We start from the raw sequence: 26021 nt of genomic DNA, 5'->3' as shown, positions 1-26021 counted from the left end.
GGCGGTGGACCTCCCGCTGGTGGTCGGCGTGGACGGCTCCGAGCCGAGCCTGCGGGCCGTGGACTGGGCGGCCGACGAGGCCGCCCGGCGCGGGTACGCGCTGCGGATCGTGTACGCCTCCCTCTGGGAGCGCTACGAGGGCGCCGCGCACGGCCACGGCTCCCCCGGGGTGCGGCTGCGCGGCGAGGAGGTCCTGGACGCCGCCCTGCACCGGGCGGGCGCCCGGCAGCCCGACCTGAAGGCCACCGCCGAGATCGTGCCCGAGGAACCGGAGTACGTCCTCGTCCGGGAGGCCCGTCAGGCCGCCGCCGTGGCCGTGGGCACGCGCGGCCACGGCGGCTTCGCGGGCGCGCTGCTCGGCTCGGTCAGCGTGACCGTGGCGGCGCACGCGCACTGCCCGGTCATCGTGGTCCGCGGCGACACGGCGGCCCCGGCCGACGCCCGGGTCGTGGTCGGCGTCGGCGACGGCGCGGAGACCGCGGCGACCGTCCGCTACGCCGTCGACGCGGCGCGGGCCCGCCGCACGTCCGTCGAGGCGGTACGGGCCTGGCGGCGCCCTTCCCGGGAGGCGGCCGGTGGCGGCCCCGCCGACCCGGCGTACGAGGAGCAGGCGGCGCGGCGGCTGGACGAGGCGCTGCGCGACGCCCCACCGGACGTCGAACTGCTGCGCCGCACCGTCGAGGGCCACGCCCGACGCGCCCTGGTCGACGCCTCCTACGACGCCGAGCTGGTCGTCGTCGGGGCGCGGCGGCGCGGCGGACGGTTCGGGCTCCAGCTCGGCCGGGTCGCCCACGCGGTGCTGCACCACGCCGCGTGCCCCGTGGTCGTCGTACCGCAGCGGGTGGCCTGAGACGCCCCACGGGACCGTGGGGATGACGCGGGTGCGCCGCGCTGATATCGGCCGGGGGAGTGCTGGTACGCATCCGTGGTACGGGGGCAGTGTTCCCGGCAAGCGCCCGACGACCGACGGAGTCGCACCCATGCCCACGGCAGACGACCAGGACAGCCGTACCCCACTGACCGACGAGGAAGTGCGCCGCCTTGACGCCCACTGGCGGGCCGCCAACTACCTGGCCGCCGGTCAGATCTACCTCCTCGCCAACCCGCTGCTCACCGAGCCCTTGAAGCCCGCCCACATCAAGCCGCGGCTGCTCGGCCACTGGGGCACCTCACCCGGCCTGAACCTGGTCCACACCCACCTCAACCGGGTGATCCGGGCGCGTGACCTCGACGCGCTGTGCGTGTGGGGGCCGGGGCACGGCGGGCCGTCGGTGGTCGCCAACTCCTGGCTGGAGGGCAGCTACAGCGAGACCTACCCGGACGTGTCGCGCGACGCCGAGGGCATGGCGCGGCTGTTCCGGCAGTTCTCCTTCCCCGGCGGCATCCCCAGCCACGTCGCGCCGGAGACGCCGGGCTCCATCCACGAGGGCGGCGAGCTGGGCTACGCGCTGGCGCACGCCTACGGCGCCGCGTTCGACCACCCGGACCTGCTGGTCGCCTGCGTCATCGGCGACGGCGAGGCGGAGACCGGCCCGCTGGCCGCCTCCTGGCACTCCAACAAGTTCCTCGACCCGGCGCACGACGGCGCGGTCCTGCCGATCCTCCACCTCAACGGCTACAAGATCGCCAACCCGACCGTGCTGGCCCGTCTCCCGGAGGCGGAACTCGACGCCCTGCTGCGCGGCTACGGCCACGAGCCCCTCGTCGTCGCGGGGGACGACCCCGCCCAGGTGCACCGGGACCTGGCCGCCGCCCTCGACCGCGCCCTGGACCGCATCGCCGAGATCCAGCGCGCGGCACGCGAGGAGGGCGCCGCCGAGCGCCAGCCCTGGCCGGTGATCGTGCTGCGCACCCCCAAGGGCTGGACCGGCCCCGCCGAGGTCGACGGCGACCTGGTGGAGGGCACCTGGCGCGCCCACCAGGTGCCACTGGCCGGGGTCCGCGAGAACCCCGAGCACCTACGGCAACTGGAGGCCTGGCTGCGCTCCTACCGCCCGGAGGAGCTGTTCGACGCCGACGGACGCCCCGTCGCGGACGTCCTGGCCTGCGTCCCCGACGGCGCCCGCCGCCTCGGCGCCACCCCGTACGCCAACGGCGGCCTGCTCGTCCGCGACCTGCCCCTGCCGTCCCTGGACGCCTTCGCCGTACCGGTCGACAAACCGGGCGTCACCCTGCACGAGCCGACCCGTGTCCTCGGCGGCCTCCTCGAACAGGTCATGCGGGACAGCGCCGCCCGCCGCGACTTCCGTCTGGTCGGCCCCGACGAGACCGCCTCCAACCGGCTCCAGGACGTCTACGGCGCGACCGGCAAGGCGTGGCAGGCCCGTGTCCTGCCGGTCGACGAGCACCTCGACCGGCACGGCAGGGTGATGGAGGTGCTCTCCGAGCACCTGTGCCAGGGCTGGCTGGAGGGCTACCTGCTCACCGGCCGCCACGGGCTGTTCTCCTGCTACGAGGCGTTCGTGCACATCGTCGACTCGATGGTCAACCAGCACATCAAGTGGCTCAGGACCTCCCGCGAACTGCCCTGGCGCGCCCCGGTCGCCTCCCTCAACTACCTCCTCACGAGCCACGTCTGGCGCCAGGACCACAACGGCTTCTCCCACCAGGACCCCGGCTTCGTCGACCACGTCCTCAACAAGAGCCCGCAGGTCGTACGGGTCTACCTGCCGCCGGACGCCAACACGCTGCTGTCCGTCGCCGACCACGTGCTGCGCAGCCGCGACTACGTCAACGTCGTCGTCGCCGGGAAGCAGCCCTGCTACGACTGGCTCACCATGGACCAGGCCCGCGCCCACTGCGCGCGCGGCGCCGGGATCTGGGAGTGGGCGGGGACGGAGAACGGCTCCGAGCCGGACGTCGTCCTGGCCTGCGCCGGGGACGTGCCCACCCAGGAGGTGCTGGCCGCCGCCCAGTTGCTGCGCCGGAACCTGCCCGACCTCGCGGTGCGGGTCGTCAACGTCGTCGACATGACGACCCTGCTGCCGCGCGAGGAGCACCCGCACGGGATGACCGACTTCGAGTACGACGGCCTGTTCACCGCAGACAAGCCGGTGATCTTCGCCTACCACGGCTACCCGTGGCTGATCCACCGGCTCGCCTACCGCCGCACCGGGCACCCGCACCTGCACGTGCGCGGCTACAAGGAGTCCGGGACCACGACCACGCCGTTCGACATGGTCGTCCGCAACGACCTCGACCGCTACCGCCTGGTCATGGACGTCATCGACCGGGTTCCCGGCCTCACCGTCCGCGCCGCCGCCGTACGGCAGCGGATGGCGGACGCCCGCACCCGCCACCACGCGTGGATCCGCGAGCACGGCACGGACATGCCGGAGGTGGCGGAGTGGAGCTGGGGGGCGTGACGGGCGGTCCGGTCAGCCCGGGGTGGGGATGCCGCCCCGACCGACGGCGTCGCGGATCCGGCCCAGCCACTCCTCGCCCATCCGGCGTCCGTCGGGGAACCGGTCGTCGCGGTCCCAGCGCCAGGCCGTGATCATCGCCAGCACGAGGAGGCGGCAGGCGTGGAGCAGGTCCTGGTCGGCACCCGGGTAGTGCGTGGCGACCGCTTCGGGCGCGTGGGCGAGGTCGAACTCGACGGGGCCGCGGCAGCAGGTCTCCAGGTCGACGAAGAGCGGCCCGTGCTCGGTGCGGAGCAGGTTGCCCGGGTGCGGCTCGCCGTGCAGCAACTGCTCGGCGCCGCCGCGCTCGTGGATCGTCCGGCGCAGGCCGCGCAGGGTGGCGTCGAGCAGCGCCCGGTCGGCCTCGGCGAGCGCCGGGGTGCGGTCGCGGTCCGCGACGATGCGCTGGGCCCGCTCGACGCGGTCGGTGAAGCGCGGTGCGGGGACGTCGAGTCCGCGCATCCCGGTGTGCAGCCGCTGGAGCGCGTCGGCGTAGTCGGCTGGCGGGACCTCTGGGTCGGTCAGGGGCGCGTAGTAGCGCCACAGGGTGACCACGAACCCGTCGCGGGCGTGGACGCCCGGTGCCCCGCGGGGCTCCAGGGCGGCCACGGGGCACCCGGCCGCGACCAGCCGCCGGGCGAGCCCGACCTCGAACTCCGCTACCTGCTCGGCGGCGGGCGCCACCCGGGCCAGCACGTCACAGGGGAGCAGCCGCAGGGTGAGCTTGTTCGAGTCATGGAGGACGACCGCGTCGTCCACGGCCAGACCGAGGGACGAGGCGATCGAGGTGGCGGCGACCTCCGCACGCGCCCGCTCCGCTGCCTGCATCGTCGTCGAACTCCTTCTCTCCGAGCGCTAGGGGTGGGCCGGTTCGCCGGGGCGGGTCTGGTCGACGGCGTCGTGCAGGGCGGCGACGAAGGCCGTGGTCGCGGGCGGGTCCGGTGGGTCGCCGTAGGTGGCGAGGTAGACGTGGCGCCGGAAGCCGCGCACGGGGCTGGCCTGGATGCCGGGCGCGTGGTGGGTGCGCAGCGCCAGCCCCGGCATGGTGGTCACGCCCATGTCCGCGGCGACCAGGGCCTGCTGGACGATGATGTCGTCGCTGGTGTACGCGATCGGCGGGACGAACCCCGCCTTGCCGCAGGCGTCGAGGAACTCGCGGCGGCAGTTCTCGCACCCGGCGATCCAGGCCGAGTCGCGGTTGCCCGCCAGCGTCTGGCCGGGTTCGAGGCTGAGCAGGTACATCGGGTCGTCGAACAGGGGCGTGGCGCGGATGTCGTCCGGGGGCGGATCGTCGTAGCGGAAGACGACCGCGACGTCGACCTGCCCGGCCCGGAGGTGGTCGAGGGCCACGCGCGGGTGGGCTTCGACGAGGTGCAGTTCGACGCCGGGGTGGGCGCGGCGCAGGACGCCCACGGCGTGCGGCACCAGGGCCGCGAGCGCCGACTGGAAACCGGCGACCCGGACCCGGCCGGTGCGCAGGCCCACCATCGCGGAGAGTTCCTCGGCGGCGGTGTCGAGCCGGCCGACGATCTCGGCGGCGCGGCGCGCCAGGTGCTCGCCCTCCGGGGTGAGCCGGATGCCCCGGCCGACCCGCTGGACGAGCCTGGCGCCGGTCTCCGCCTCCAGCCGGGCCAGATGGTGGCTGACGGCGGGCTGGGAGTAGTTGAGCTGCCTGGCCGCCTTGGTGACCGAGCCGTGCGCGGCGACCGCCGCGAGCACCCGTAGCCGCAGGATATCCAGCATCCATCAAGGTTACGTATGAATGGGCCCAAGGATTGTCATTAGACGAATGATTCGACGCGCGGGAGGCTGAGCGGAACGGACCCGCCCGGCGCGGAGGATGCGGCCGTGACCGCTCACCTTTCTGACGCGGCGCCGGTGGGAACGCCAGTCCGCCTGAGCCGAGATCGGAGAAACACCATGACCGACACCGACCAGCGAGGTGGCCCCGGGGGCGGGGCGATCCGGCGGTTGGACAACGTCGCGATCGTCGTCGACGACCTCCCGGCCGCGAAGGCGTTCTTCGCCGCGCTCGGGCTGGAGCTGGAAGGCGAGGCGACCGTGGAGGGCGGTGAGGTGGACCGCCTCATGGGGCTCGAAGGGGTCCGCTCGGACATCGCGATGATGCGCACTCCGGACGGCCACGGACGCATCGAACTGACCAAGTACCAGACGCCGCCGCCCCACGAAGCCGACCCGCAGGCCCCGCCGAACACGCTGGGCGCCCATCGCGTCATGTTCGCCGTCGACGACGTCGACGCCGTCCTCGACCGCCTCCGACCCCACGGGGCCGAACTCCTGGGCGACCTGGTCCAGTACGAGGACAGCTACCGCCTCTGCTACCTCCGCGGCCCCGCGGGCATCCTCATCGCCCTGGCCGAGCAGATGAAGTGACCGGTGGTGGGCGGTTCGGCGGTCACCACAGGTGGCTGAACGCCTGGTCGGCGTCGGCCACGGCCTCGGGGTGTACGTCGTGGGCGGTCCGGCTGCCAGCGATCTTCTGCCAGTTGGTCTGGGCGAGCACCCGCTGCACCGCGAGCACCTGGGCGGCTCGCAGGCGTGCCTGGACGCCCTCGCCGAGGGCGTCCGCCAAAGCCTCCTCGTCCTCGCGCTGGTACTGCGTGAGCCGTGCCGCGAGGCTCGGCGTGCCGAAGACCAGCCGGTGGAACGCCACGACCTCGGGGTGGTCGTTGAGGCCGGTGACGGGGTCGTGCCGATCGAGACCCGCCCGGAAGTGCCGGTGCAGCGCCGTCACCGGCTCGATGCCGGGACCGCGGTCACGCACGACGCGTGCCGCCTCGCCCTGGTGGTCCGCGAAGCGGTGCAGCACCAGGTCCTCCTTGGTGGGGAAGTAGCGGAAGAGGGTCGGCTTGGAGACCTCGGCGGCCACGGCGATGTCGTTGACCGAGACACGGTCGAAGCCGCGTTCCAGGAACAGTGAGACGGCCGCGGCGCCGATGGCGTCACGCGTCCGCTCCTTCTTGCGGGCCCGCAGCCCCGTCGGCTCGCTCATCCGACCACCGTAACATTCGTAACCGAGTTGCTTTTTTAACTCGGTAACGTTTTCATGAGCGGCGTGAATCAGGCAGACATTCCTCCCGTGCTCGTCACCGGGGCGACGGGCCGGGTCGGCCGCGCCGTCATCGACCAGCTCCTCGACGCGGGCGTGCCGGTCCGCGCCCTCACCCGTCGCCCCGAGGCGGCGGCCACCCTGCCAGCGAGGGTCGAAGTCTTCACCGGCGACCTCACCGTCCCCGAGACACTCGACCCGGCGTTGACGGGCGCCGGTGCGGTCTTCCTCGTCTGGACCGCGCCGCCCCAGGCCGCCGAGGCCGTCATCGCGCGGCTCGCGGCCCACGTGCGGCGGATCGTCTTCCTCTCCTCCCCGCACCGGACACCGCACCCCTTCTTCCAGCGGCCCAACCCCATGGCGGCGCTGCACGCCCGCGTCGAGCGGCTCGTCGCCGCCACCGGACTGGAGGCGACGATCATCCGGCCGGGGATGTTCGCGTCGAACGCGCTGGCCTGGTGGGCGCCCGCCATCCGGGCCGGTGAGACCGTCCGGTGGCCCTACGGCGCCGCCGAGACGGCACCGGTCGACGACCGCGACATCGCCGCCGTCGCGGCCCGCACGCTCCACCAGGACGGACACGTCGGAGGCGACTACGTCCTCACCGGCCCCGAGTCGCTGACCCAGGCCGCGCAGGTGGCCCTCATCGGTCGTGCCCTGGGGCGCCGGATCGCCTTCGAGGAGATGACGCCGGACGAGTTCCGAAGCCTGTCGGGCGGTACGGCGCGCGGTCCGGCCGTCGACATGCTCCTCGCCGCGTGGAGCGCCGCGGTCGGTCAACCCGCGTACGTCACCAGCGCGGTGGCCGACATCCTCGGCACGGCGCCCCGGACGTTTGGCCAGTGGGCGGCCGACCATGCCGCCGCGTTCGCGAGGGGTTAGCGGACGGGCGCCCGCTCCATGGGTTCTTCGGGAGCGCCTTGCCGTACGACAGGTTCCGATATATCGTTGAGTCATCGCGACAGATCAACGATGGATGGAGTGATGGCGATGCACAACCACGGATTCGAGCGTGGACACGGCGGCCACCCGCAGGGGCGTGGCGGCTTCGAGGGGCGTCGGGCGGCCTTCGGGCCCTTCGGTCCTGGTGGGCACGGGTTCGGGCCCGGGGGGCCCGGGTTCGGACCTGGCCCTTGGGGGCGGGGGCGTGGCGGGCCCAGGGGGCGGGCGCGGCGCGGTGACGTACGGGCGTCGATCCTGGCGCTGCTGAAGGGCCGGCCGATGCACGGCTACGAGATGATCCAGGAGATCGCCGAGCGCAGCGGCGGGGCGTGGAAGCCCAGCCCCGGTTCGGTGTACCCGACCCTCCAACTGCTGGAGGACGAGGGGCTGATCGCCAGTGAGTCCGAGGGCGGCAAGAAGCTGTTCTCGCTCACCGAGGCCGGTCGGACCGCCGCCGAGGACGGTCCGGACGCGCCCTGGGAGGAAGCCTCGCGCGGGGTCGACTGGGAGGCCCTCGGGGAGATCCGGCAGGCCGGGTTCGGTCTGATGGAGGCCTTCGGGCAGGTCTGGAAGACCGGCAGCAAGGAGCAGCGCGAGAAGGCGCTCGCCGTCATCAACGAGGCCCGCAAGAAGCTGTACCTCATCCTCGCCGACGAGGACTGAGGGAGTCGTTCAGGGCCGTCGTCGCCGAGTCCTTCGGTCTGTCCGCCAGCACCGCGCGGGTCAGTTGATTCGGCGGATCTGGGACGCGTCGAACACGTCCCACGCGCGCGGGAAGGCGCTCTCGTCGTGGCAGTGCCAGGCCTCCCAGAACAGGTCAGCGGGCAGGGCGTCCACCGGGCCGTACACCCGGTAGACGTACTGCCTGCCGTCCACCCCGGGCAGCGTGACCAGCCAGCAACCGCGCTCCATGTCCCGAGGGACGTGCCGTGGAGCGCGTCGGTTGCCTGGCGGGCGTGCGGCAAGGTGGCACACGCCCCTTGGCTTGAATACGGCCTGATCTCCTCCGTGAGGATGAGATATCGGCCGGGGATGTCCGCTCTGCGTGGGACGCGAAGATGCGTCCTGCCGGGGATGACCGGATCTTCCGGGACTGATGGGGTAGGGGCGTGCGACCCCGGATCTTCCCTCAGGCGCCCGTTCAGCGCGGCGCCCACCGCCCGGACAACGATGCCAGCTTCAGCGCCGAACTGGCCGCGGTGGTGACGGGCGCCCGTCGACGGGCCCAGCGGGACGGGGACCGGCACGTCGACTCCGCGCACCTGCTGCACTCGCTGCTGGAGCACGACCCCGAGGTGCGCGCCGTCTTCGGCGACGGGCCGCAGCTCGCGCGGCTGCTCGGCTACCTCGTGCAGCGCAGCATCGGCTACGGGCTGCGCTGGCAGGCCAGCGTCGAGGACTCCGGCGCCCTGCCCGCCGTCACCGTGCTCCCCGAGGCCGACGGGTGCTCGCCGCTCGTCGCCGAGGCGATGGAGCGGGCGTGCGCGCGTGCCGCGCGGCGGGACGGCGGACTCGCCCGCGGCGTCGACCTGCTGGCGGCGCTCGTCCTGGACCGGCGGTCCCGGGCCGTCGAGGTGCTCGGGCGGGCCGGGGTGGACGTGGGGCGGCTGCACGCCGTTCTCTAGAGCGCGGCGGCGCGCTGTCCTGTCCAGCCTGTACAGCGTCGCGCGTCCAGTCCGCGAGACAGGTGTCAACGAGGGTGACGCTCCTGTCGGTGCCTGTCATCATGTGCCGGTGCAGACGACGAACAGCAGTCACGGCAACCGCGGGAAGGGGCTGGGCCTCGGGCTCGCGCTCGGGTCGGCGGTCGCCTTCGGTGGGTCAGGGGTGGCGGCCAAGCCGCTGATCGAGGCGGGCCTCGACCCGCTGCACGTGGTGTGGCTGAGGGTCGCCGGTGCGGCGCTGGTGATGCTGCCGCTCGCCGTGCGGCACCGCGCGCTGCTGCGCCGCAGGCCCGCGCTGCTCGCCGGGTTCGGGCTGCTCGCCGTCGCCGGTGTGCAGGCCTGCTACTTCGCCGCGATCTCCCGGATCCCGGTCGGCGTCGCCCTGCTCGTGGAGTACCTGGCGCCCGCGCTGGTCCTCGGGTGGGTGCGGTTCGTGCAGCGGCGGCCGGTGACGCGCGCCGCCGCCCTCGGTGTCGTCCTCGCGGTCGGCGGTCTCGCGTGCGTCGTGGAGGTGTGGGCGGGGCTCGGGTTCGACGCCCTCGGGCTGCTGCTCGCGCTCGGGGCGGCCTGCTGCCAGGTCGGCTACTTCGTCCTGTCCGACCAGGGCAGCGACTCCGGCGCCGACGCCCCCGACCCGCTCGGCGTCATCGCCTACGGACTGCTGATCGGCGCCGCCGTGCTGACCCTGGTGGCCCGGCCCTGGGGCATGGACTGGGCGGTGCTCGGCGAGACCGCCGACATGGACGGCACGGGCGTACCGGCCGTCCTGCTGCTGGCCTGGATCGTGCTGGTCGCCACGGTCGTCGCCTACGTCACCGGCGTGGTCGCCGTGCGCAGGCTCTCCCCGCAGGTCGCCGGGGTCGTCGCCTGTCTGGAGGCGGTCATCGCGACCGTGCTGGCCTGGGTGCTGCTCGGTGAGCACCTCTCGGCGCCGCAGCTCGTGGGCGGCGCGGTCGTGCTGGTCGGCGCCTTCATCGCGCAGTCGTCGACGCCCGCGAAGGGCGCCCCGGAGCCGGTGGCGGCGGGTGGCGGCGAAACGCGGTTGTCCCCCAGCGAGAATGCGGCCTAAAGTGTCGATCATGCATTCGGACGCACGCGTTCTTCCGCCCCCGGCCGCCTGAGGCGGGCGGTCCCTCACGGACAGCGCCCGGCGCCGGGACCGGTGACCGGTTCCCCACGCGCCGCCGGGGCGCTGTCGTGCTGCCCGCAGACGAAGTCCGCGGACCCCGCCGAGCGGCGGTCCCTTCCCGAACTTCCGCGCAACTCGCGCGCTGCGGAGAGAACTCGTGTCCACTGTTGCCTCCGGCCTGCCCGTCGGGCGTGGCCTGCTCTATCTGATCGTCGCCGGTGCCGCCTGGGGTACCGCGGGCGCCGCCGCCGCACTGGTCTACCGGACCAGTGACATGGGCTCCGTCGCCCTGTCGTTCTGGCGCTGCGCGGCCGGGCTCGCGCTGCTCGTCGCCGCCCGGCTGCTGACCCCGCGCCCCAGAGGCGCCCGCACCGCCGCCGCCCCCGAGGCGGGTCGCCGCAGGGCGCTGCGCATCGGCGCCACCGGTCTTGGCCTCGCGGTGTTCCAGACGGCCTACTTCGCCGCCGTGTCCGCCACCGGGCTGGCCGTGGCGACCGTGGTCACGCTCGGCGCCGGGCCCGTGCTGATCGCGCTCGGGGCGCGGCTGACCATGGGCGAGCGGCTCGGCCGCGCCGGGGCCGCCGCCGTGCTCGGGGCGCTCGCCGGGCTGGCGGTGCTGGTCGTCGGGGACGGGGCCGCGACCGTACGACCGTCGGGCGTGCTGTTCGCGCTGCTGTCCGCCGCCGGGTACAGCGCGATGACGCTGCTCACCCGCTGGTGGGGCCGCGACGGCGGCACGGACGCCGCCCACACCACCGTGTGGGCGTTCGCGGTGACGAGCGCCTGCCTGCTGCCGTTCGCGCTGGCGGAGGGGATCGTGCCGCAGACGGCGGACCCCGTACGGCTGCTGTGGCTGGTGGCGTACATCGCGGCGGTGCCGACCGCGCTCGCGTACGCGCTGTACTTCGCCGGGGCGGCCGTCGTACGGTCCGCGACCGTGTCCGTGATCATGCTCCTGGAGCCGGTGAGCGCGGCGGTCCTGGCCGTCGGACTGCTCGGTGAGCGGCTCACCGCGGCCACCCTGACGGGCACCCTGCTGCTGCTCGGCTCGGTCGCGGGGCTCGCGGTGGCGGAGGCGCGCGGGACGCGGGCGGCGTGACGGTGGCGTGTGCCGCCCCGGGCGTGGGGCGGCACACGGGTCAGCGGGTCAGCGCCGCCAGGTAGTCGGGGACCTCGGTACCGGGGGCCAGGTCCGGGTTGGGTACGGGCGCCTCGTAGCCCTTGCGCAGGGGGAGGACGCCCGCCCAGTGCGGGAGGCCGAGGTCCTCGGGCTCGTCGTTGGCGGCGCCGGTGCGGAGTTTGGCGGAGACCTCGTTCAGGTCGAGGCGGATGACGGCGGTGGCGGCCAGCTCCTTCTTGTCCGCGGGCCGGGAGTCGCGGGAGCGGCCGGGGACGACGTGGTCGACCAGCGCGTCCAGGGCCGTGCGCCGCTCGTCCGGGTCCGTGACGTCGTACGCGGTGCCGTGCACCACCACCGAGCGGTAGTTGATGGAGTGGTGGAAGGCCGAGCGGGCCAGTACCAGCCCGTCGACGTGGGTGACCGTCAGGCAGACCGCGAGTCCCGGGTCGGCCTTGCCCGTCATCCGCAGCGGGCGCGAGCCCGTCGAGCCGTGCACGTAGAGGCGCTCGCCGACCCTGCCGTACAGCGTGGGCAGGACGACCGGGGCGCCGTCGCGGACGAAGCCGAGGTGGCAGACGTAGCCCTCGTCGAGGATCGCGTGCACCAGCTCCTTGTCGTAGGAGGCGCGGTCCGCGGCGCGGGTGGGGACGGTGCGGTCGGTCGGTGTGTAGGCGGCGGGCTGCGACTCCCGGGTCCCCTGCATGGCGTTCTCCATTGCACTAGTGCATACTTTAGTTTGTGCTAGGAGATTATCCGATCAGTGGGCGGGGCGCAGCGGAGATTTCGGCGAGTGTGGAGCGCGCGGTGGGCGCGGGGGAGCTGGCGCCGGGGCAACCGCTGCCGCCGATGCGGGAGTTGGCCACGCGCCTCGGGGTGAATCCGAACACCGTCGCCGCCGCGTACCGCACCCTGCGCGAGCGCGGGGTCATCGAGACCGCCGGGCGCCGGGGCAGCCGTGTCCGGGCGAAACCGGCCACCACCGGGCGCGAGGAGATCCGGGTGGACGTCCCGGAGGGGGTGCGCGACCTGTCCGACGGCAACCCCGACCCGGCGCTGCTGCCGCCGCTGGCGGCGGCGTTCGCGGCGGCGGCCGAGCGGGGCGACCGGGAACCGGTGCTGTACGGGGCCGCCCCGGTCGACCCGGAGCTGGCCCGGCTCGCGCGGGCCGACCTGGACGCGGGCGGGGTGCCGGACGGGCCGGTCGCCGTCGCCTCCGGCTCGCTGGACGCCATCGAGCGGGTGCTCACCGCCCATCTGAAGCCCGGCGACACCGTCGCCGTGGAGGACCCCGGCTGGGGCGGGCTGCTGGACCTCGTCCCGGCACTCGGGCTGCGCACCCGGCCGGTCGGCGTGGACGGCGACGGGCCGCTCCCCGACGCCGTGCGCGCCGCGCTGGCCGCCGGGGCGCGCGCCCTGATCGTCACGGACCGCGCGCAGAACCCGACCGGCGCGGCGGTGAGCGGCGCACGCGCGCGTGCGTTGCGGTCCGTCCTGCGGGAGTACCCGCAGACGCTGCTCGTGGAGGACGACCACGGCCACGGCATCGTCGACCTGCCGCTGCACCCGCTGGCGGGCGGCACCCGCCACTGGGCGTTCGTCCGCTCCGCCGCCAAGGCGTACGGCCCCGACCTGCGGCTCGCCGTGCTCACCGGGGACGGGGTGACCCTCGACCGGGTGCGCGGGCGGCAGCGGCTCGGGCCGGCTGGGTCAGCCGGATCACGCAGGGCGCGGTGGCCCGGCTGTGGGCGGGCGGCGCGGTGGACGCGCGGGCGGTCGCGGCGGCGTACGGCCGACGCCGGGAGGCGCTGATCGCGGCGCTGGCCCGGCGCGGGGTGCCCGCGTACGGCAGGAGCGGCCTCAACGTCTGGATTCCGGTGCCGGACGAGACCGGCGCCGTCGCCCGGCTGCTGCACGCCGGGTGGGCCGTCGCCCCCGGCGCCCGCTTCCGCCTCGACGCCCCGCCCGGCATCCGCGTCACCGTCTCGACGCTGGGGGAGGCGGAGACGGGCGCGCTGGCCACCGCGATCGCGTCGGCGGTGGGGAGGTGGGCACCGGGCGGCACCCGGGTGTGAGGCACCGCTCCGGGCGTAGCGCACCGCCCGTCCGCGGGCACCCAGGCGCAGGGCACCGCCCGTCCGCGGGCGTCCCGGTGTGAGGCACTGCCTGTCGGCGGGTGCCCAGGCGCAGGACACTGCTTGTCCGCGGGGTGCCCCGGTGTGAGGCACAGCCTGTCCGCGCGCGCCCCGGTGTGAGGCACTGCCTGTCGGCGGGTGCCCAGGCGCAGGACACTGCTTGTCGCGGGCGCAGGCGCAGGGCGCCGCCCGGCCGTCTGTCCGTCTACCCGCGCGGCCGGAGCTGCGTCAGCGCCGCCCCCGCCAGGACGATCACCGCGCCGACCGGCGTCGACCAGGCCAGCGGTTCGCCGAGGAGGGCGATGCCCGCGGCCGTGGCGATGACGGGGACGAAGTACGTGACCGTCTGCGCCGTGGTCGGACCGACCTCCGCGACCAGGCCGTACTGGACGAGCATCGCGATCCCGGTGCCGAGGGCGCCCAGGGCGGCGACCGCGAGCAGCGGCAGGACCGGGAAGCGGGTCGGCAGGTCGGTGAACAGCGGTGTCACCAGTGCCAGTTGGGCCGTCGCCAGCAGGAGCTGCGCGCCGGTGAGGGACAGGTGGGAGTGGGCCGACCCGGCCAGGGTGCGGCGGACGTAGATCCAGCCGATCGGATAGCTGAGTGACGCCAGCAGGGCCATCGCCGTGCCCGGACCGTCCAGGCCCTCGAACCCCTGCCACGCGCCGAGCACCGTCAGGACGCCGAGGAAGCCCAGGCCGAGACCGGCGACGCGCAGCCGCGTCGGCCGGTCCTCGGAGAGGGCGACCAGGGACAGGGCCATGCCCCACAGCGGTGAGGTGGCGTTGCAGATGCCCGCGAGCGTCGACGGGATCGTCAGTTCCGCGTAGGCGAACAGGGAGAACGGCAGCGCGTTCAGGAAGAAGGCGGCGACCGTCAGGTGCGCCCAGGTCCGCGCCCCGCGCGGCAGCCGCTGCCGCTTGACCACCAGCGCCGCCGCGAGCACCGCCGTACCGAACGCCAGCCGCCCCAGGGTGACCTGGAAGGGGGCGTACGCGCCGGTGCCCACCTTGATGAGCAGGAAGCTGAAGCCCCAGATCAGGGAGAGGGCGCCGAGGCGCAGACGCCAGTCGAGGCGGGGGCGGGGGCGCGAGGGGGCCGCGGGGCTCGCGGTGGCCGGGGAGGTGGTGGTCACGCTGGTCATGAACGCAACGATGCGGGACCTGATCTCGTAGAACAAGCGAGAATTGGAACCGAATATCTCGTAGCATCGCTTACATGTTGAACCTGGAGCGGCTGCGCACCCTCGACGCCCTCGCCCGGCACGGCTCGGTCAGCGGCGCGGCGGAGGGGCTGCACATCACGACCTCGGCCGTCTCCCAGCAACTGGCCAAGCTGGAGCGGGAGGTGGGCCAGCGGCTGCTCGCCAAGCACGGCCGGGGCGTACGGCTCACCGACGCCGGTCGGCTGCTGGCCGAGCACGCCGCGCGCATCCTGTCGCAGGTGCAGCTCGCCCAGTCCGATCTGGAGGCGCAGCGCGGGCAGGTCGTCGGGGAGCTGCGGCTGTCCGCCTTCCCGACCGCCGCCCGCGGGCTGTTCCCCACCGCGCTGGCCGCGCTGCGCGCCGAGCACCCCGCGCTGCGGCTGCGCTCCAGCGAGCTGGAGCCGGAGCGGGGCATCGCGGGCGTGGTCCGCGGCGACCTGGACCTCGCCGTGGTCCTCGACTGGTACAACAAGCCGATGCCGCTGCCGGACGGCATGGTCAAGGCGCCGATCCTGGACGACCCGGCGGACGTGGCGATGCCGGTGGGGCATCCGCTCGCGGGGCGGGACGAGGTGGACCTGGAGGAGTTCGCCGAGGACGAGTGGATCACCTGGGGCGAGGGCGAGTTCTGCCACGAGTGGCTGGTCTTCACGCTGCGCTCGCGCGGCATCGAGCCGATCCTCGGCCACCGCGCCGCCGAGACCCACACCCAGCTCGGGCTGGTCGCGGCGGGCCTCGGCGTCTGCGTCGCGCCCCTGCTGGGCCGCCATCCGCTGCCGCCCGGCGTCGTCACGGTCCCGCTCCGGCCACGGGTGCGCCGCCACGTCTACGTCGTCTGGCGGGCCGACGCCGACCGCCGCCCGTCGATCCGCGCGGCGGTACGGGCGCTGCGGGCGGCGGGGGAGGGCGTGGGCGCGGGGGACTGACGCGGGGCCGGGTCGACCCCCAGGGGCGCTACGCCCCCTGGACCGCCCCCAGCTTCCGGAAGTCCCACGACCGCACCGCGTCCGGGGTCAGCCGGAGCCAGGCGTGGCGGCCGTCGTGGGGGAGTTCGTCGATGCCGAAGTACTTGCGGGCGAACAGCCGCTCCACCGCCGTCAGCTCCTCGTGCGGGGCGCCGGTGCGCGGCACCTCGCCCACCGGCTCGACGGTGCCGGACAGCTCCGCGCCGCGCAGCTCGTCGTACTCGTGCCCGGCGTCGACGGCCACCGCGATCCGGCCGTCCCGGCGCGCCTGGGCCCAGCGGCGGCTGCGGGTGAGGGAGTACAGCCACAGGGAGGTGCCGTCCCAGACGAACCAGAGCGGGCTCACGTGCGGGGTGCCGTCGGCGGAGACGGTGGCGACCCGGCAGGTGCGCTCGGCGGCGAGGAACGCGTCCAGCTCCTTTGGCGTCATCATGATCCTCCGGCCCCGGCGCTGGGTGACGGTCATGCGGTTCCCTCCACGGAGACTCAGCCGTTCCTGACGGTTCGTCAGAAAAAGCATGGCCCGACTTCCGTCCGTACGCAACGGCCGCTACTCTCGCCCGCCCCGGCACCCGTGACAAGGGAGGGCGCGACATGACGTCGGCCACGCGGCCCGGCCAGCTCCGAGTGCCAGGAAGGCGTCGTGGGGGCGGACAGCGCGCCGCCGGGGTGCCCGAAAGCTGCCGTACGGCGAGCCGCTCGGCGGCGCGGAAGAGGCGGGCGTTGCGGCTTGCCGACGCTCCGCGTCGACGCCCTCCTCCGCCTTGCCGTTGGACGCTCCTCAAGCTCTCGACTGCCGTCGATCTCCCGCAGCCTGATCCGCCGGACAGCACACCTAGGCCCGCGTGATCGACTCACCGTCGACCGCGATCTCGGCCGCCGCCAGCGGCTGGGTCGCCGGGCCCTTGCGGACGCTCCCGTCGGCCGCCGAGAACTGGCTGCCGTGGCAGGGGCAGTGGATGACGCCGTCCTTGACGTCCTTCACGGCGCAGCCCTGGTGGGTGCACTTGGAGGAGAACGCCCTGTACTCGCCCGCGGTCGGCTGGGTCACGACCACGTCGCCCACGACCATCCCGCCGCCCTCGGGGATGTCCGAGGTCCGGGCGATGACCGTGCCGCCCCCGGCACCCTCCCCGCCCGCCTCCGGGGCGCCGGTGCCGGTCGACCCGGTGCCGCCCGCGTCCACGTCCGTGCCCGTGCCGGACCCGGCGTCGTCCTCCGACCCGCACGCCGTCAGCGCGGCGGTGAGGCCCGCCGCCCCGGCCGCCGCGATGACGGCCCGTCGGGCGGGCCGCCGGGCGGGCCGGGACGAGGGCTGTGCGGGCTGAAACGGTGCGCTGGTCATGCTGGGAGTCCCTTCCCCGGGATGCGGTGCTGTCGGTGTTGCCGCCCACAGGTGCGAGCGGTGGTGTCGCCCAAGGTGTCCACAGGATGGGCGGGTGACGCCGCCCACAGGCAGGCGCGGTGATTCCGCCCACAGGTACGGGCCGGGCGCCGGGCCCGTTCAGAGCGGGCCGGAATCGGCCCTTCGGCGGCCCAACTGCGGTTTCGGTGTCCGACTCGGCGCCTTCGCCCAGTACTGTCCTGCTGGGGAGGGGCGATCGATCGCCCCGGCCCCGCCGCCACGCCACAAGAGTCGGCTGATTCACGGAGGCGCCAGCAGGGCATGTCGTTCCGGCCCGGGTGAACGGGTCCGGCGAGGGGGACGCCCATGCCCTCGGCCCCGGGGAACACACGACACCAGAGGAGAACAATGTCGGATTCACCCCCTCAACGGATCGGCGTCGTCACCGAGTCAACCCGCGGGGAGACCCGGGTGGCGGCCACGCCGGACAGCGTCCGCCGACTCCTCGGCCTCGGCTACGAGGTCGTCGTGGAGTCGGAGGCCGGTGCCGCCTCCGGCTTCTCCGACGAGGCCTACACCGAGGCGGGCGCGCGGATCGGGGACGCCTGGCAGGCGGACGTCGTCCTCAAGGTCAACGCCCCCTCGCCCGAGGAGATCGAGAGGCTGCGCGACGGGGCCACCCTCATCGGGCTGATCGGCCCGGCCCACAACCCCGACCTCGTCGAGGAACTGTCGGCACGCCCGATCACCGTACTGGCGCTCGACGCCGTCCCGCGCATCTCCCGGGCCCAGTCGATGGACGTGCTCAGCTCCATGGCGAACATCGCCGGATACCGGGCGGTGATCGAGGCCGCGCACGTCTTCGGACGCTTCTTCACCGGCCAGGTCACCGCCGCGGGCAAGGTGCCACCGGCCAAGGTCCTGGTGGCCGGGGCGGGCGTCGCCGGACTCGCCGCGATCGGCGCGGCGGGCAGCCTCGGCGCCGAGGTGCGGGCCACCGACCCGCGGCCCGAGGTCGCCGACCAGGTGCGCTCCCTGGGCGGCGAGTTCCTCGCCGTCGAGGTGGAGCAGGCGGTGAGCAGCGACGGCTACGCCCGGGCCACCTCCGAGGAGTACGACCGGCGCGCCGCCGAGATCTACCGCGAGCAGGCCAGGGACGTGGACATCATCATCACCACCGCGCTGATCCCGGGCCGCCCGGCGCCCCGGCTGATCACGGCGGCCGACGTGGCGTCGATGAAGCCCGGCAGCGTCATCGTCGACATGGCCGCCGCCCAGGGCGGCAACGTCGAGGGCACGGTCAGCGGCAAGGCCATCGTCACCGACAACAACGTGACGATCATCGGCTACACCGACCTGGCGAGCCGACTGCCCGCGCAGGCCAGCCAGCTCTACGGCACCAACCTCGTCAACCTGCTCAAGCTGCTGACGCCCGGCAAGGACGGGCAGCTGACGCTCGACTTCGACGACGTCGTACAGCGGTCCGTGACGGTGGTGCGGGCGGGCGAGAAGACCTGGCCGCCACCCCCCGTCCAGGTGTCGGCCGCGCCCGCCGGGCAGACCCCGGCGCCGAGGCCGCCCGCGCCGCGGCCCAAGGAACCCCGGCTCACCCCCGCCGCCAGGTACGGGCTCACCGGCGTCGCCATGCTCGCCCTGTTCCTGCTGATCGCCTTCTCCCCGGCCCAGCTCGTGGGCAACTTCACGGTGTTCGCGCTGGCCGTGGTCATCGGCTACTACGTGATCGGCAAGGTCCACCACGCCCTGCACACGCCGCTGATGTCGGTCACCAACGCCATCTCCGGGATCGTGGTGGTCGGGGCGCTGCTCCAGATAGGCCACGGCGGTCCGGCGATCACCGTGCTGGCCTTCGCGGCGATCATGTTGACCACCGTCAACATCTTCGGAGGCTTCGCCGTCACCCGCCGTATGCTCGGCATGTTCTCGAAGGGCTGAGACCGATGACCGCAACCACGGCCGCACAGGCCGCCGACATCGTCGCCGCGCTGCTGTTCATCTTCAGCCTCGCCGGGCTCTCCCGCCACAACACCTCCCGCGCCGGGGTCGCCTACGGCATCGGCGGCATGGCCCTCGCCCTCGTCACCACCGTCGTCGCCGCCGCGCAGGACATCTCGGGCACCGCCGTCACGCTGATCGTGGTCGCCACGGTCGTCGGCGCCGCCGTCGGGCTGTGGCGGGCCCGGCGGGTGGAGATGACCCAGATGCCGGAACTCATCGCCGTCCTGCACAGCCTCGTCGGCCTGGCCGCGGTGCTGGTCGGCTGGAACAGCTACTACGAGGTGGAGGCGCACGACGGCGGACGGGGCCGGATCGCCGACGAACTGCTCGGCATCCACCACGCCGAGGTGTTCATCGGCATCTTCATCGGCGCCGTCACCTTCACCGGCTCCATCGTCGCCTACCTGAAGCTGTCGGCGCGGATCAAGTCCCGCCCGCTGACGCTGCCGGGCAAGAACGCCCTCAACCTCGGGGCGCTCGTCGCCTTCGTGGCGCTCACGGTCTGGTTCACGGCCAGCCCCGGCCTGGGCCTGATGATCGCCGTCACCGCGCTGGCCCTCGCGCTCGGCTGGCACCTGGTCGTCTCCATCGGCGGCGGGGACATGCCCGTCGTCGTCTCCATGCTCAACAGCTACTCGGGCTGGGCCGCGGCGGCGGCGGGCTTCCTGCTCAACAACAACCTGCTCATCGTCACCGGCGCGCTCGTGGGCTCCTCCGGCGCCTACCTGTCGTACATCATGTGCAAGGCGATGAACCGGTCCTTCCTCTCCGTGATCGCCGGTGGCTTCGGCGTCGAGGCGCCGACCGGCGGTGACACCGAGTACGGCGAGCACCGCGAGACCACCGCGCAGGAGACCGCCGAACTGCTGGAGAACGCCACCTCGGTGATCATCACCCCCGGCTACGGCATGGCGGTGGCGCAGGCCCAGCACCCGGTGGCGGAGCTGACGCAGGCGCTGCGGCGGCGCGGCGTCCAGGTCCGCTTCGGCGTCCACCCGGTGGCGGGCCGACTCCCCGGCCACATGAACGTGCTGCTGGCCGAGGCCCGGGTGCCGTACGACATCGTCCTGGAGATGGACGAGATCAACGACGACTTCGGCGACACCGGGGTCGTGCTGGTCATCGGCGCCAACGACACCGTCAACCCCGCGGCGGAGGAGGACCCGGCCAGCCCCATCGCCGGGATGCCGGTGCTGCGGGTGTGGGAGGCGGAGAACGTCGTCGTCTTCAAGCGGTCCATGTCGTCCGGGTACGCGGGCGTGCAGAACCCGCTGTTCTTCCGGGAGAACAGCCGGATGCTGTTCGGTGACGCCAAGGCCAGCGTGGAGGCGATCCTGCGCTCGCTGAGCCCGCTGGACGCCGGTTCCGCGGCGTCGCAGGGCGGGGAGGCGGCGATGCAGAGCACCTCCGTGTGAGCGGCGACCGCGTCGCGCGGCGGACCGGGGGAGCGCCGCCTCCCCCGTCCGCCGCGCGCGCGTGATCACCCTCGGTACGATGCTCACTTCACGCCGGAGGCCGAAAGGGTGGCCTGGGAAACATGCTGGACGAGGTCACCGCGACCCGCTACGTCACGCCCCTGCGGGAGGGCGGCTCACTGCCGGGACTCGTCGAGGGCGACGACTTCCGCCCGTACGTCATGAAGTTCACCGGCGCCGGACAGGGCCGCAAGACGCTCGTCGCGGAGGTCGTCTGCGGGGAACTCGCCCGCCGACTGGGCCTGCGCGTGCCCCGCCTGGTGACCGTCGGCCTCGACCCGGTGCTGGGGCTCGGCGAGCCCGACCCGGAGGTGCAGGAGCTGCTCAAGTCCAGCGGCGGCACCAACCTCGGCATGGACTTCCTGTCCGGCGCCCTCGGCTTCGACCCGCTCGCCTTCACGGTGGACGCCAGGGAGGCGGGGCGGATCGTCTGGTTCGACGCGCTGGTGAACAACGTCGACCGGTCCTGGCGCAACCCCAACCTGCTGGTGTGGCACGGCGAGCTGTGGCTGATCGACCACGGCGCCACCATGATCTGGCACCACAACTGGCCCGGCGCCACCGCCTCCGCCGCCCGCCCCTACGACGCCTCCGACCACGCCCTGATCTCCTTCGCGCCGGACGTCGCCGCCGCTGCCGCCGACCTCGCGCCCCGCGTCACGGCCGACCTCCTCGCCGAGGTCACCGCCGAGATCCCCGACGTCTGGCTGGCCGGTGAACCCGGCTTCGAGACCACCGACGACCTGCGGCGGGCCTACGCGGAGCCGCTGCTCGCGCGGGCCGCCGACATCCACGAGCGCATCCAGGGGACCAAGTGAGCGACCGGCACGTCTACGAGTACGCGCTGCTGCGGGTCGTCCCGCGGATCGAGCGCGGCGAGTGCGTCAACGCCGGGGTGCTGGTGTACTGCCGCGCCAGGTCCTACGTCGGCGCCCGCACCCACCTCGACGAGGCGCGGCTGCTCGCCCTCGACCCGGCGGTGGACCTCGGGGGCGTGCGGGCCGCGCTGCGCGCCGTGGAGGGCGTCTGCGCGGGCGGCGCCGCGGCGGGCCAGGCGGCGTCGGACGACGCCGGGCGGCGCTTTCGGTGGCTGATCGCGCCGCGCTCCACCGTCGTCCAGCCGGGGCCGGTGCACACCGGGCTCACCGCCGATCCGGCGGCCGAGGCGGAGCGGCTGCTCGACCTCTTGGTCAGGTAATGGATCACACGGCGCGGTGAGCCGTTGACACCGGGTGCCAGGGCTTCTAGCGTCATCGTCTGCTGAAGGTACTAAGCGGTCGGTCACCGATGGGCGGACCGCGGAGCCGCATCCCGAGGACGAGGAGAAGCAGCCATGTCCAGCACTGACCAGCGGGTCGCCGTAGTCACCGGCGGAGCGCGCGGAATCGGCGCGGCCACCGCCGTACGCCTGGCGGCCGAGGGCCGGGCCGTCGCCGTGATCGACCTCGACGAGGCCGCCTGCAAGGACACCGTCGAGCAGATCACCGGCGCCGGTGGCCGGGCGATCGCGGTCGGCTGTGACGTCTCCGACGAGGCCCAGGTCGAGGCGGCCGTCGCGCGGATCGCCGAGGAGCTGGGCGCGCCCACCATCCTGGTGAACAACGCGGGCGTGCTCCGCGACAACCTGCTGTTCAAGATGAGCGCCGCCGACTGGGACACGGTCATGAACGTGCACCTGCGCGGCTCGTTCCTGATGACCAAGGCGTGCCAGAAGCACATGGTCGACGCGGGCTTCGGCCGGATCGTCAACCTCTCCTCGTCCTCCGCGCTCGGCAACCGCGGCCAGGTCAACTACGCCGCCGCCAAGGCCGGTCTCCAGGGCTTCACCAAGACCCTCGCCAAGGAGCTGGGCAAGTTCGGCATCACCGCCAACTCCGTCGCGCCCGGCTTCATCGTCACCGAGATGACCAAGGCCACCGCGGAGCGCGTCGGCATGGGCTTCGAGGAGTTCCAGGCCGCCGCCGCCACCCAGATCCCGGTGCAGCGCGTGGGCCGTCCGGAGGACATCGCCAACGCGATCGCCTTCTTCACGGGCGACGACGCCGGGTTCGTCTCCGGCCAGGTGATGTACGTCGCCGGCGGACCGCTCAACTAGGGATCTGGAGCAGCAACATGACTGTGGAGCTCTCGGGCAAGGTCGCCCTCATCACCGGCGGCAGCCGTGGCATCGGCTACGGCGTCGCCGAGGCCCTCATCGCGCGCGGTGACCGGGTCTGCATCACCGGCCGCAACGAGGACGCCCTGAAGGAGGCCGTCGACCAGCTCGGCTCCGACCGCGCGATCGGCGTCGCGGGCAAGGCGCACGACGAGGCCCACCAGGCCGTCGCCGTGGAGCGCGCCATGGAGGCCTTCGGCCGGGTGGACTACCTGGTCAACAACGCCGGGACCAACCCGGTGTTCGGGCCGATCGCCGAGCTGGACCTGAACGTCGCGCGCAAGGTCTTCGAGACCAATGTGATCTCCGCGCTCGGCTTCGCCCAGCAGACCTGGAAGGCGTGGCAGCGGGAGAACGGCGGCGCGATCGTGAATATCGCCTCCGTCGCCGGACTCGCCCCGTCCCCGTTCATCGGCGCCTATGGCGTCAGCAAGGCCGCGATGATCAATTTGACGGTGCAACTCGCGCATGAATTCGCGCCCTCCGTGCGTGTCAACGCAATCGCTCCGGCCGTGATCAAAACGAAATTCGCGCAGGCCCTCTATGAAGGCCGGGAGGCGGAGGCGGCTGCCGCCTATCCGCTCCAGCGGCTCGGCGTTCCCTCCGACATCGGCGGCGCCGCCGCGTTCCTCACCTCCGAGCAGTCCGACTGGATCACCGGCCAGACGCTCGTCGTGGACGGTGGCATCTTCCTCAACGCCGGGGTCCACTGAGGATCTTGGCCGCGCGCCGTGGGCGCCGCACCCCTCGTCTGCCGGAGGGGTTCGGCGCCTTTTCGGTGCAACGGACAGCTTTCAGTGGGAAAGGGGCAGCTCATCGACGTTTGACAACGTAGTCATGACACGGGTTGATCAAGAAGCGTGCACGGGCATGGTCCAACGGCCCAAAAGGCTGCGGTAATGTCTGCCGACCCTTGGTATGGCAGATCGAGGAGCGTGCGCGTGTTCAACCGGAATCGATGCTTGCGGCAACTGGCTGCGCTGGCGTCCATATCCTTGGTAGCGGGGTGCGGTTTCTTCTCCGACGACGACTCCGACGCGGGGCCCATCATCGTGGGCACCACCAGCGCGCCCAGCACCCTGGACCCGGCCGCCGCCTATGACGGTTCCTGGGAGCTGTTCCGCAACATCTACCAGACGCTGCTCAGCTACCCGATCGGCGCGACCACGCCCGAGCCCGACGCCGCCGAGAGCTGTGAGTTCACCGACAGCTCCAACCGCGCCTACCGCTGCGAGCTGCGCGAGGGCCTGAAGTTCGCGGACGGCTCCGCGCTCGACGCGCAGGCCGTGAAGTACTCCATCGACCGGATCATGACCATCAAGGTCCCCGGCGGCCCGTCCAGCCTGCTCGGCAGCCTGGAGCGGGTGCAGGCGCGCGGCGACCGCGAGGTCACCTTCCACCTCAAGACGGCCGACGCGACCTTCCCGTTCGTGCTCGCCACCCCCGCCATGTCCATCGTCGACCCGGACGACTACCCCGCCGACGCGCTGCGCGAGGGCACCTCGGTCAGCGGCTCGGGGCCGTACACCCTCAAGTCGTACAAGGAGGGTGACCAGGCCGAACTCGTCCGCAACGACAACTACAAGGGCTACGCCGAGCGCCGCAACGACGCGGTGACCATCCGCTACTTCGGTGACTCCGCCGCCATGGTCAAGGCCCTGAAGGACCAGCAGATCGACATCACCTACCGCGGTCTGGGCTCCGGCGACATCCTCGAACTCCAGGAGCGCAACAACGACTCCGGGCTCCAGCTCGTCGAGAACGCGGGCACCGACATCAGCTACCTGGTGTTCAACCCCAAGGACCCGTGGGCGGCCAAGCCCGCCGTGCGCCAGGCGATCGCCCAGGTCGTCGACCGGGCGTCGATCGCGCACAAGGTCTACCGGGACACCGTGGACCCGCTGTACTCCATGGTCCCCAAGGGCCTGACCGGCCACACCACGGGCTTCTTCGACAGCTACGGCGACCCGAACGCCGACAAGGCCCGCGACACCCTCACCAAGGCGGGCATCACCGAGCCGGTGCCGCTCACCTTCTGGTACACCACCGACCGGTACGGCTCCGAGACGGCCACCCAGTTCCAGGAGCTGAAGCGCCAGTTGGAGGCCACCGGCCTGTTCAAGATTACGCTGAAGAGCCGCCCCTGGAAGACCTACGTGGAGGGCTACCAGAAGGGCGAGTACCCGGTGTTCGGGCGCGGCTGGTTCCCCGACTTCCCCGACGCCGAGAACTTCATCGCCCCGTTCGTCGGCGAGGAGAACGCCCTCGGTACGCCGTACCCCGCCACCCGGATCACCGACGAACTGCTGCCCCGCTCCCGTCGGGAGAGCGACCGGGCGCAGGTCGCGAAGGACTTCGAGGAGGCCCAGGACATCCTCGTCGACGACGCGCGGCTGCTGCCGCTGTGGCAGGGCAAGCAGTACATGGCCGCCAGCGAGGAGATCTCGGGCGCGGAGCGGGCGCTGGACCCGTCGACGATCATGATGATGTGGGAGCTGTCCCGCAAGACGAGCTGGTGACGCCGCGGATCTCCGGGTGACGGGGGCGGTTGTCAGTGGTCGCCGGTAGGTTCTGAGGCACTGCAAGCGACCGCACACCGTAAGGAAGTTGACGTGACCGACACCGCCATGCTGCCCGAGTCCTGGCGCGGGGTACTGGGCGACGAGCTGCACAAGCCCTACTTCAAGGAGCTGACGGAGTTCGTCGAGGAGGAGCGGGCGAGGGGTCCCGTCTACCCGCCGCGCGAGGAGGTCTTCGCCGCCCTCGACGCGACGCCGTACGACCGGGTGAAGGTGCTGGTCCTCGGTCAGGACCCGTACCACGGCGAGGGCCAGGGCCACGGCCTGTGCTTCTCGGTGCGGCCCGGGGTGAGGACCCCGCCCTCGCTGCGGAACATCTACAAGGAGATGCAGTCGGAGCTGGGCCTGCCCGTCCCGGACAACGGCTATCTGATGCCGTGGGCCCAGCAGGGCGTGCTGCTGCTCAACGCGGTGCTCACGGTCCGCGCCGGTGAGGCCAACTCGCACAAGGGCAAGGGCTGGGAGAAGTTCACCGACGCGGTGATCCGCGCGGTGGCCGAGCGGCCCGACCCGGCGGTGTTCGTGCTGTGGGGGAACTACGCGCAGAAGAAGCTCCCGCTGATCGACGAGTCCCGGCACGCGGTGGTGAAGGGCGCCCACCCCTCACCGCTGTCGGCGAAGAAGTTCTTCGGCTCCAAGCCGTTCACGCAGATCAACGAGGCGATCGCCGCGCAGGGCCACGAGCCGATCGACTGGCGCATCCCCGACCTGGGCTGACCGGGGGCTGCGGGGACCGGTCGGGTCCGGTCCCCGCAGCCGCCTACGGAGCCGCCTCGCCGGGATTGTCGGTGCCTGCGGTTAGCGTCGGGGAGACGACGGACGGC

25 protein-coding genes and 1 pseudogene are annotated in these 26021 nt (G+C 73.1%); 18 read left to right on the top strand and 8 right to left on the bottom strand.

The features are described 5' to 3' along the window. Positions 1-4 precede the first annotated feature (4 nt). Together ACFQZ6_RS05040 and ACFQZ6_RS05035 are read left to right on the top strand one after the other, a co-directional pair. A complete protein-coding gene (locus ACFQZ6_RS05040) occupies positions 5-850 on the top strand; it encodes a universal stress protein (protein WP_381605149.1) in 846 nt (281 codons plus the stop codon). Positions 851-980: 130 nt separating this feature from the next. After that, positions 981-3365, top strand: a complete 2385-nt coding sequence (locus ACFQZ6_RS05035; RefSeq protein ID WP_381605148.1) for a phosphoketolase family protein — start codon at positions 981-983, stop codon at positions 3363-3365. Positions 3366-3377: 12 nt separating this feature from the next. On the opposite strand, the gene ACFQZ6_RS05030 is transcribed toward ACFQZ6_RS05035, so the two are convergent. Together ACFQZ6_RS05030 and ACFQZ6_RS05025 are read right to left on the bottom strand one after the other, a co-directional pair. Further along, positions 3378-4229, bottom strand: a complete 852-nt coding sequence (locus ACFQZ6_RS05030; protein WP_381605147.1) for a phosphotransferase — start codon at positions 4227-4229, stop codon at positions 3378-3380. A 27-nt stretch (positions 4230-4256) separates the two neighbouring features. Beyond that, positions 4257-5144 (bottom strand): LysR family transcriptional regulator, encoded by an 888-nt coding sequence (locus ACFQZ6_RS05025; RefSeq protein ID WP_381605146.1) that lies wholly within the window; start codon positions 5142-5144, stop codon positions 4257-4259. A gap of 177 nt (positions 5145-5321) precedes the next feature. Here ACFQZ6_RS05025 and ACFQZ6_RS05020 point away from each other — a divergent pair, with 177 nt between their 5' ends. After that, complete coding sequence (locus ACFQZ6_RS05020) at positions 5322-5795, top strand: VOC family protein (RefSeq protein ID WP_381605145.1); 474 nt, start codon at positions 5322-5324, stop codon at positions 5793-5795. A 22-nt stretch (positions 5796-5817) separates the two neighbouring features. Here ACFQZ6_RS05020 and ACFQZ6_RS05015 read toward each other — a convergent pair whose 3' ends face one another. Further along, positions 5818-6414 carry a TetR/AcrR family transcriptional regulator gene (locus ACFQZ6_RS05015; protein ID WP_381605144.1) on the bottom strand — a complete coding sequence of 199 codons (597 nt, stop codon included), beginning with the start codon at positions 6412-6414 and terminating at the stop codon, positions 5818-5820. A 54-nt stretch (positions 6415-6468) separates the two neighbouring features. Between ACFQZ6_RS05015 and ACFQZ6_RS05010 the strand changes: the two genes are divergently transcribed. Beyond that, a complete protein-coding gene (locus tag ACFQZ6_RS05010; RefSeq protein ID WP_381605143.1) occupies positions 6469-7353 on the top strand; it encodes an SDR family oxidoreductase in 885 nt (294 codons plus the stop codon). Between the two features lie 108 nt (positions 7354-7461). After that, complete coding sequence (locus ACFQZ6_RS05005; protein ID WP_381605142.1) at positions 7462-8076, top strand: PadR family transcriptional regulator; 615 nt, start codon at positions 7462-7464, stop codon at positions 8074-8076. Between the two features lie 60 nt (positions 8077-8136). Here the strand turns inward: ACFQZ6_RS05005 and ACFQZ6_RS05000 are convergent, their stop codons facing one another. Beyond that, positions 8137-8325: a hypothetical protein gene (locus ACFQZ6_RS05000; protein WP_381605141.1), complete on the bottom strand. Its 189-nt coding sequence runs from the start codon at positions 8323-8325 to the stop codon at positions 8137-8139. A 197-nt stretch (positions 8326-8522) separates the two neighbouring features. Between ACFQZ6_RS05000 and ACFQZ6_RS04995 the strand changes: the two genes are divergently transcribed. The 3 genes from ACFQZ6_RS04995 to ACFQZ6_RS04985 all read left to right on the top strand — a co-directional run bounded on the left by ACFQZ6_RS04995 (position 8523) and on the right by ACFQZ6_RS04985 (position 11305). After that, complete coding sequence (locus ACFQZ6_RS04995; RefSeq protein WP_381605140.1) at positions 8523-9038, top strand: Clp protease N-terminal domain-containing protein; 516 nt, start codon at positions 8523-8525, stop codon at positions 9036-9038. A 103-nt stretch (positions 9039-9141) separates the two neighbouring features. Further along, positions 9142-10146 (top strand): EamA family transporter, encoded by a 1005-nt coding sequence (locus ACFQZ6_RS04990; RefSeq protein ID WP_381605139.1) that lies wholly within the window; start codon positions 9142-9144, stop codon positions 10144-10146. 217 nt (positions 10147-10363) lie between these two features. Beyond that, the gene (locus ACFQZ6_RS04985) at positions 10364-11305 is read left to right on the top strand and encodes a DMT family transporter (RefSeq protein WP_381605138.1); all 942 of its coding nucleotides are present in this window, start codon (positions 10364-10366) and stop codon (positions 11303-11305) included. 40 nt (positions 11306-11345) lie between these two features. Here the strand turns inward: ACFQZ6_RS04985 and ACFQZ6_RS04980 are convergent, their stop codons facing one another. Continuing rightward, positions 11346-12029: a pyridoxamine 5'-phosphate oxidase family protein gene (locus tag ACFQZ6_RS04980; protein WP_381605137.1), complete on the bottom strand. Its 684-nt coding sequence runs from the start codon at positions 12027-12029 to the stop codon at positions 11346-11348. Positions 12030-12064: 35 nt separating this feature from the next. On the opposite strand from ACFQZ6_RS04980, the pseudogene ACFQZ6_RS04975 reads away from it, so the two are divergent. Then, a pseudogene (locus ACFQZ6_RS04975) lies at positions 12065-13398 on the top strand (aminotransferase class I/II-fold pyridoxal phosphate-dependent enzyme). Positions 13399-13663: 265 nt separating this feature from the next. On the opposite strand, the gene ACFQZ6_RS04970 reads toward ACFQZ6_RS04975, so the two are convergent. After that, on the bottom strand, positions 13664-14602 hold the full coding sequence (locus ACFQZ6_RS04970) for a DMT family transporter (RefSeq protein WP_381605136.1): 939 nt from the start codon (positions 14600-14602) through the stop codon (positions 13664-13666). 74 nt (positions 14603-14676) lie between these two features. Between ACFQZ6_RS04970 and ACFQZ6_RS04965 the strand changes: the two genes are divergently transcribed. Beyond that, the gene (locus ACFQZ6_RS04965) at positions 14677-15588 is read left to right on the top strand and encodes a LysR family transcriptional regulator (protein ID WP_381605135.1); all 912 of its coding nucleotides are present in this window, start codon (positions 14677-14679) and stop codon (positions 15586-15588) included. A gap of 28 nt (positions 15589-15616) precedes the next feature. Here ACFQZ6_RS04965 and ACFQZ6_RS04960 read toward each other — a convergent pair whose 3' ends face one another. Then, on the bottom strand, positions 15617-16093 hold the full coding sequence (locus ACFQZ6_RS04960) for a pyridoxamine 5'-phosphate oxidase family protein (RefSeq protein WP_381605134.1): 477 nt from the start codon (positions 16091-16093) through the stop codon (positions 15617-15619). 369 nt (positions 16094-16462) lie between these two features. Then, complete coding sequence (locus ACFQZ6_RS04955; RefSeq protein ID WP_381605133.1) at positions 16463-16972, bottom strand: QcrA and Rieske domain-containing protein; 510 nt, start codon at positions 16970-16972, stop codon at positions 16463-16465. Between the two features lie 408 nt (positions 16973-17380). Here ACFQZ6_RS04955 and ACFQZ6_RS04950 point away from each other — a divergent pair, with 408 nt between their 5' ends. The 8 genes from ACFQZ6_RS04950 to ACFQZ6_RS04915 all read left to right on the top strand — a co-directional run bounded on the left by ACFQZ6_RS04950 (position 17381) and on the right by ACFQZ6_RS04915 (position 25914). Continuing rightward, on the top strand, positions 17381-18925 hold the full coding sequence (locus tag ACFQZ6_RS04950; RefSeq protein ID WP_381605132.1) for a Re/Si-specific NAD(P)(+) transhydrogenase subunit alpha: 1545 nt from the start codon (positions 17381-17383) through the stop codon (positions 18923-18925). Between the two features lie 5 nt (positions 18926-18930). Beyond that, a complete protein-coding gene (gene pntB, locus ACFQZ6_RS04945) occupies positions 18931-20403 on the top strand; it encodes a Re/Si-specific NAD(P)(+) transhydrogenase subunit beta (protein WP_381605131.1) in 1473 nt (490 codons plus the stop codon). Positions 20404-20525: 122 nt separating this feature from the next. Next, positions 20526-21281: a HipA family kinase gene (locus ACFQZ6_RS04940; protein ID WP_381605130.1), complete on the top strand. Its 756-nt coding sequence runs from the start codon at positions 20526-20528 to the stop codon at positions 21279-21281. Further along, positions 21278-21661, top strand: a complete 384-nt coding sequence (locus ACFQZ6_RS04935; RefSeq protein WP_381605129.1) for a DUF3037 domain-containing protein — start codon at positions 21278-21280, stop codon at positions 21659-21661. Before ACFQZ6_RS04940 ends, ACFQZ6_RS04935 begins: the two co-directional genes overlap by 4 nt. A gap of 135 nt (positions 21662-21796) precedes the next feature. Beyond that, positions 21797-22558: a 3-oxoacyl-ACP reductase FabG gene (gene fabG / locus ACFQZ6_RS04930; protein WP_381605128.1), complete on the top strand. Its 762-nt coding sequence runs from the start codon at positions 21797-21799 to the stop codon at positions 22556-22558. Between the two features lie 17 nt (positions 22559-22575). Beyond that, positions 22576-23331 carry an SDR family oxidoreductase gene (locus ACFQZ6_RS04925; protein ID WP_381605127.1) on the top strand — a complete coding sequence of 252 codons (756 nt, stop codon included), beginning with the start codon at positions 22576-22578 and terminating at the stop codon, positions 23329-23331. Between the two features lie 228 nt (positions 23332-23559). Continuing rightward, positions 23560-25137 carry an ABC transporter substrate-binding protein gene (locus ACFQZ6_RS04920; RefSeq protein ID WP_381605126.1) on the top strand — a complete coding sequence of 526 codons (1578 nt, stop codon included), beginning with the start codon at positions 23560-23562 and terminating at the stop codon, positions 25135-25137. Between the two features lie 93 nt (positions 25138-25230). Beyond that, entirely contained in the window at positions 25231-25914 is a 684-nt protein-coding gene (locus ACFQZ6_RS04915) for a uracil-DNA glycosylase (protein ID WP_381605125.1), read from the top strand. Positions 25915-26021: the final 107 nt, after the last annotated feature.

Origin of the sequence: Streptomyces flavalbus (assembly GCF_042674625.1) — a bacterium.
GTDB lineage: Bacteria > Actinomycetota > Actinomycetes > Streptomycetales > Streptomycetaceae > Streptomyces > Streptomyces flavalbus.
Note: the sequence above shows the minus strand (reverse complement) of the source record. Positions and strands in the feature narration are given on the sequence as shown.

Bases quoted from the DNA above. Each gene is read 5' to 3' on its own strand.
- ACFQZ6_RS05035 (WP_381605148.1), top strand. From the start codon at position 981: ATGCCCACGGCAGACGACCAGGACAGCCGTACCCCACTGACCGACGAG.
- ACFQZ6_RS05030 (WP_381605147.1), bottom strand. From the start codon at position 4,229: ATGCAGGCAGCGGAGCGGGCGCGTGCGGAGGTCGCCGCCACCTCGATC.
- ACFQZ6_RS05025 (WP_381605146.1), bottom strand. From the start codon at position 5,144: ATGCTGGATATCCTGCGGCTACGGGTGCTCGCGGCGGTCGCCGCGCAC.
- ACFQZ6_RS05020 (WP_381605145.1), top strand. From the start codon at position 5,322: ATGACCGACACCGACCAGCGAGGTGGCCCCGGGGGCGGGGCGATCCGG.
- ACFQZ6_RS05015 (WP_381605144.1), bottom strand. From the start codon at position 6,414: ATGAGCGAGCCGACGGGGCTGCGGGCCCGCAAGAAGGAGCGGACGCGT.
- ACFQZ6_RS05010 (WP_381605143.1), top strand. From the start codon at position 6,469: ATGAGCGGCGTGAATCAGGCAGACATTCCTCCCGTGCTCGTCACCGGG.
- ACFQZ6_RS05005 (WP_381605142.1), top strand. From the start codon at position 7,462: ATGCACAACCACGGATTCGAGCGTGGACACGGCGGCCACCCGCAGGGG.
- ACFQZ6_RS05000 (WP_381605141.1), bottom strand. From the start codon at position 8,325: ATGGAGCGCGGTTGCTGGCTGGTCACGCTGCCCGGGGTGGACGGCAGG.
- ACFQZ6_RS04980 (WP_381605137.1), bottom strand. From the start codon at position 12,029: ATGCAGGGGACCCGGGAGTCGCAGCCCGCCGCCTACACACCGACCGAC.
- ACFQZ6_RS04970 (WP_381605136.1), bottom strand. From the start codon at position 14,602: ATGACCAGCGTGACCACCACCTCCCCGGCCACCGCGAGCCCCGCGGCC.
- ACFQZ6_RS04965 (WP_381605135.1), top strand. From the start codon at position 14,677: ATGTTGAACCTGGAGCGGCTGCGCACCCTCGACGCCCTCGCCCGGCAC.
- ACFQZ6_RS04960 (WP_381605134.1), bottom strand. From the start codon at position 16,093: ATGACCGTCACCCAGCGCCGGGGCCGGAGGATCATGATGACGCCAAAG.
- ACFQZ6_RS04955 (WP_381605133.1), bottom strand. From the start codon at position 16,972: ATGACCAGCGCACCGTTTCAGCCCGCACAGCCCTCGTCCCGGCCCGCC.
- ACFQZ6_RS04950 (WP_381605132.1), top strand. From the start codon at position 17,381: ATGTCGGATTCACCCCCTCAACGGATCGGCGTCGTCACCGAGTCAACC.
- pntB (WP_381605131.1), top strand. From the start codon at position 18,931: ATGACCGCAACCACGGCCGCACAGGCCGCCGACATCGTCGCCGCGCTG.
- ACFQZ6_RS04940 (WP_381605130.1), top strand. From the start codon at position 20,526: ATGCTGGACGAGGTCACCGCGACCCGCTACGTCACGCCCCTGCGGGAG.
- fabG (WP_381605128.1), top strand. From the start codon at position 21,797: ATGTCCAGCACTGACCAGCGGGTCGCCGTAGTCACCGGCGGAGCGCGC.
- ACFQZ6_RS04925 (WP_381605127.1), top strand. From the start codon at position 22,576: ATGACTGTGGAGCTCTCGGGCAAGGTCGCCCTCATCACCGGCGGCAGC.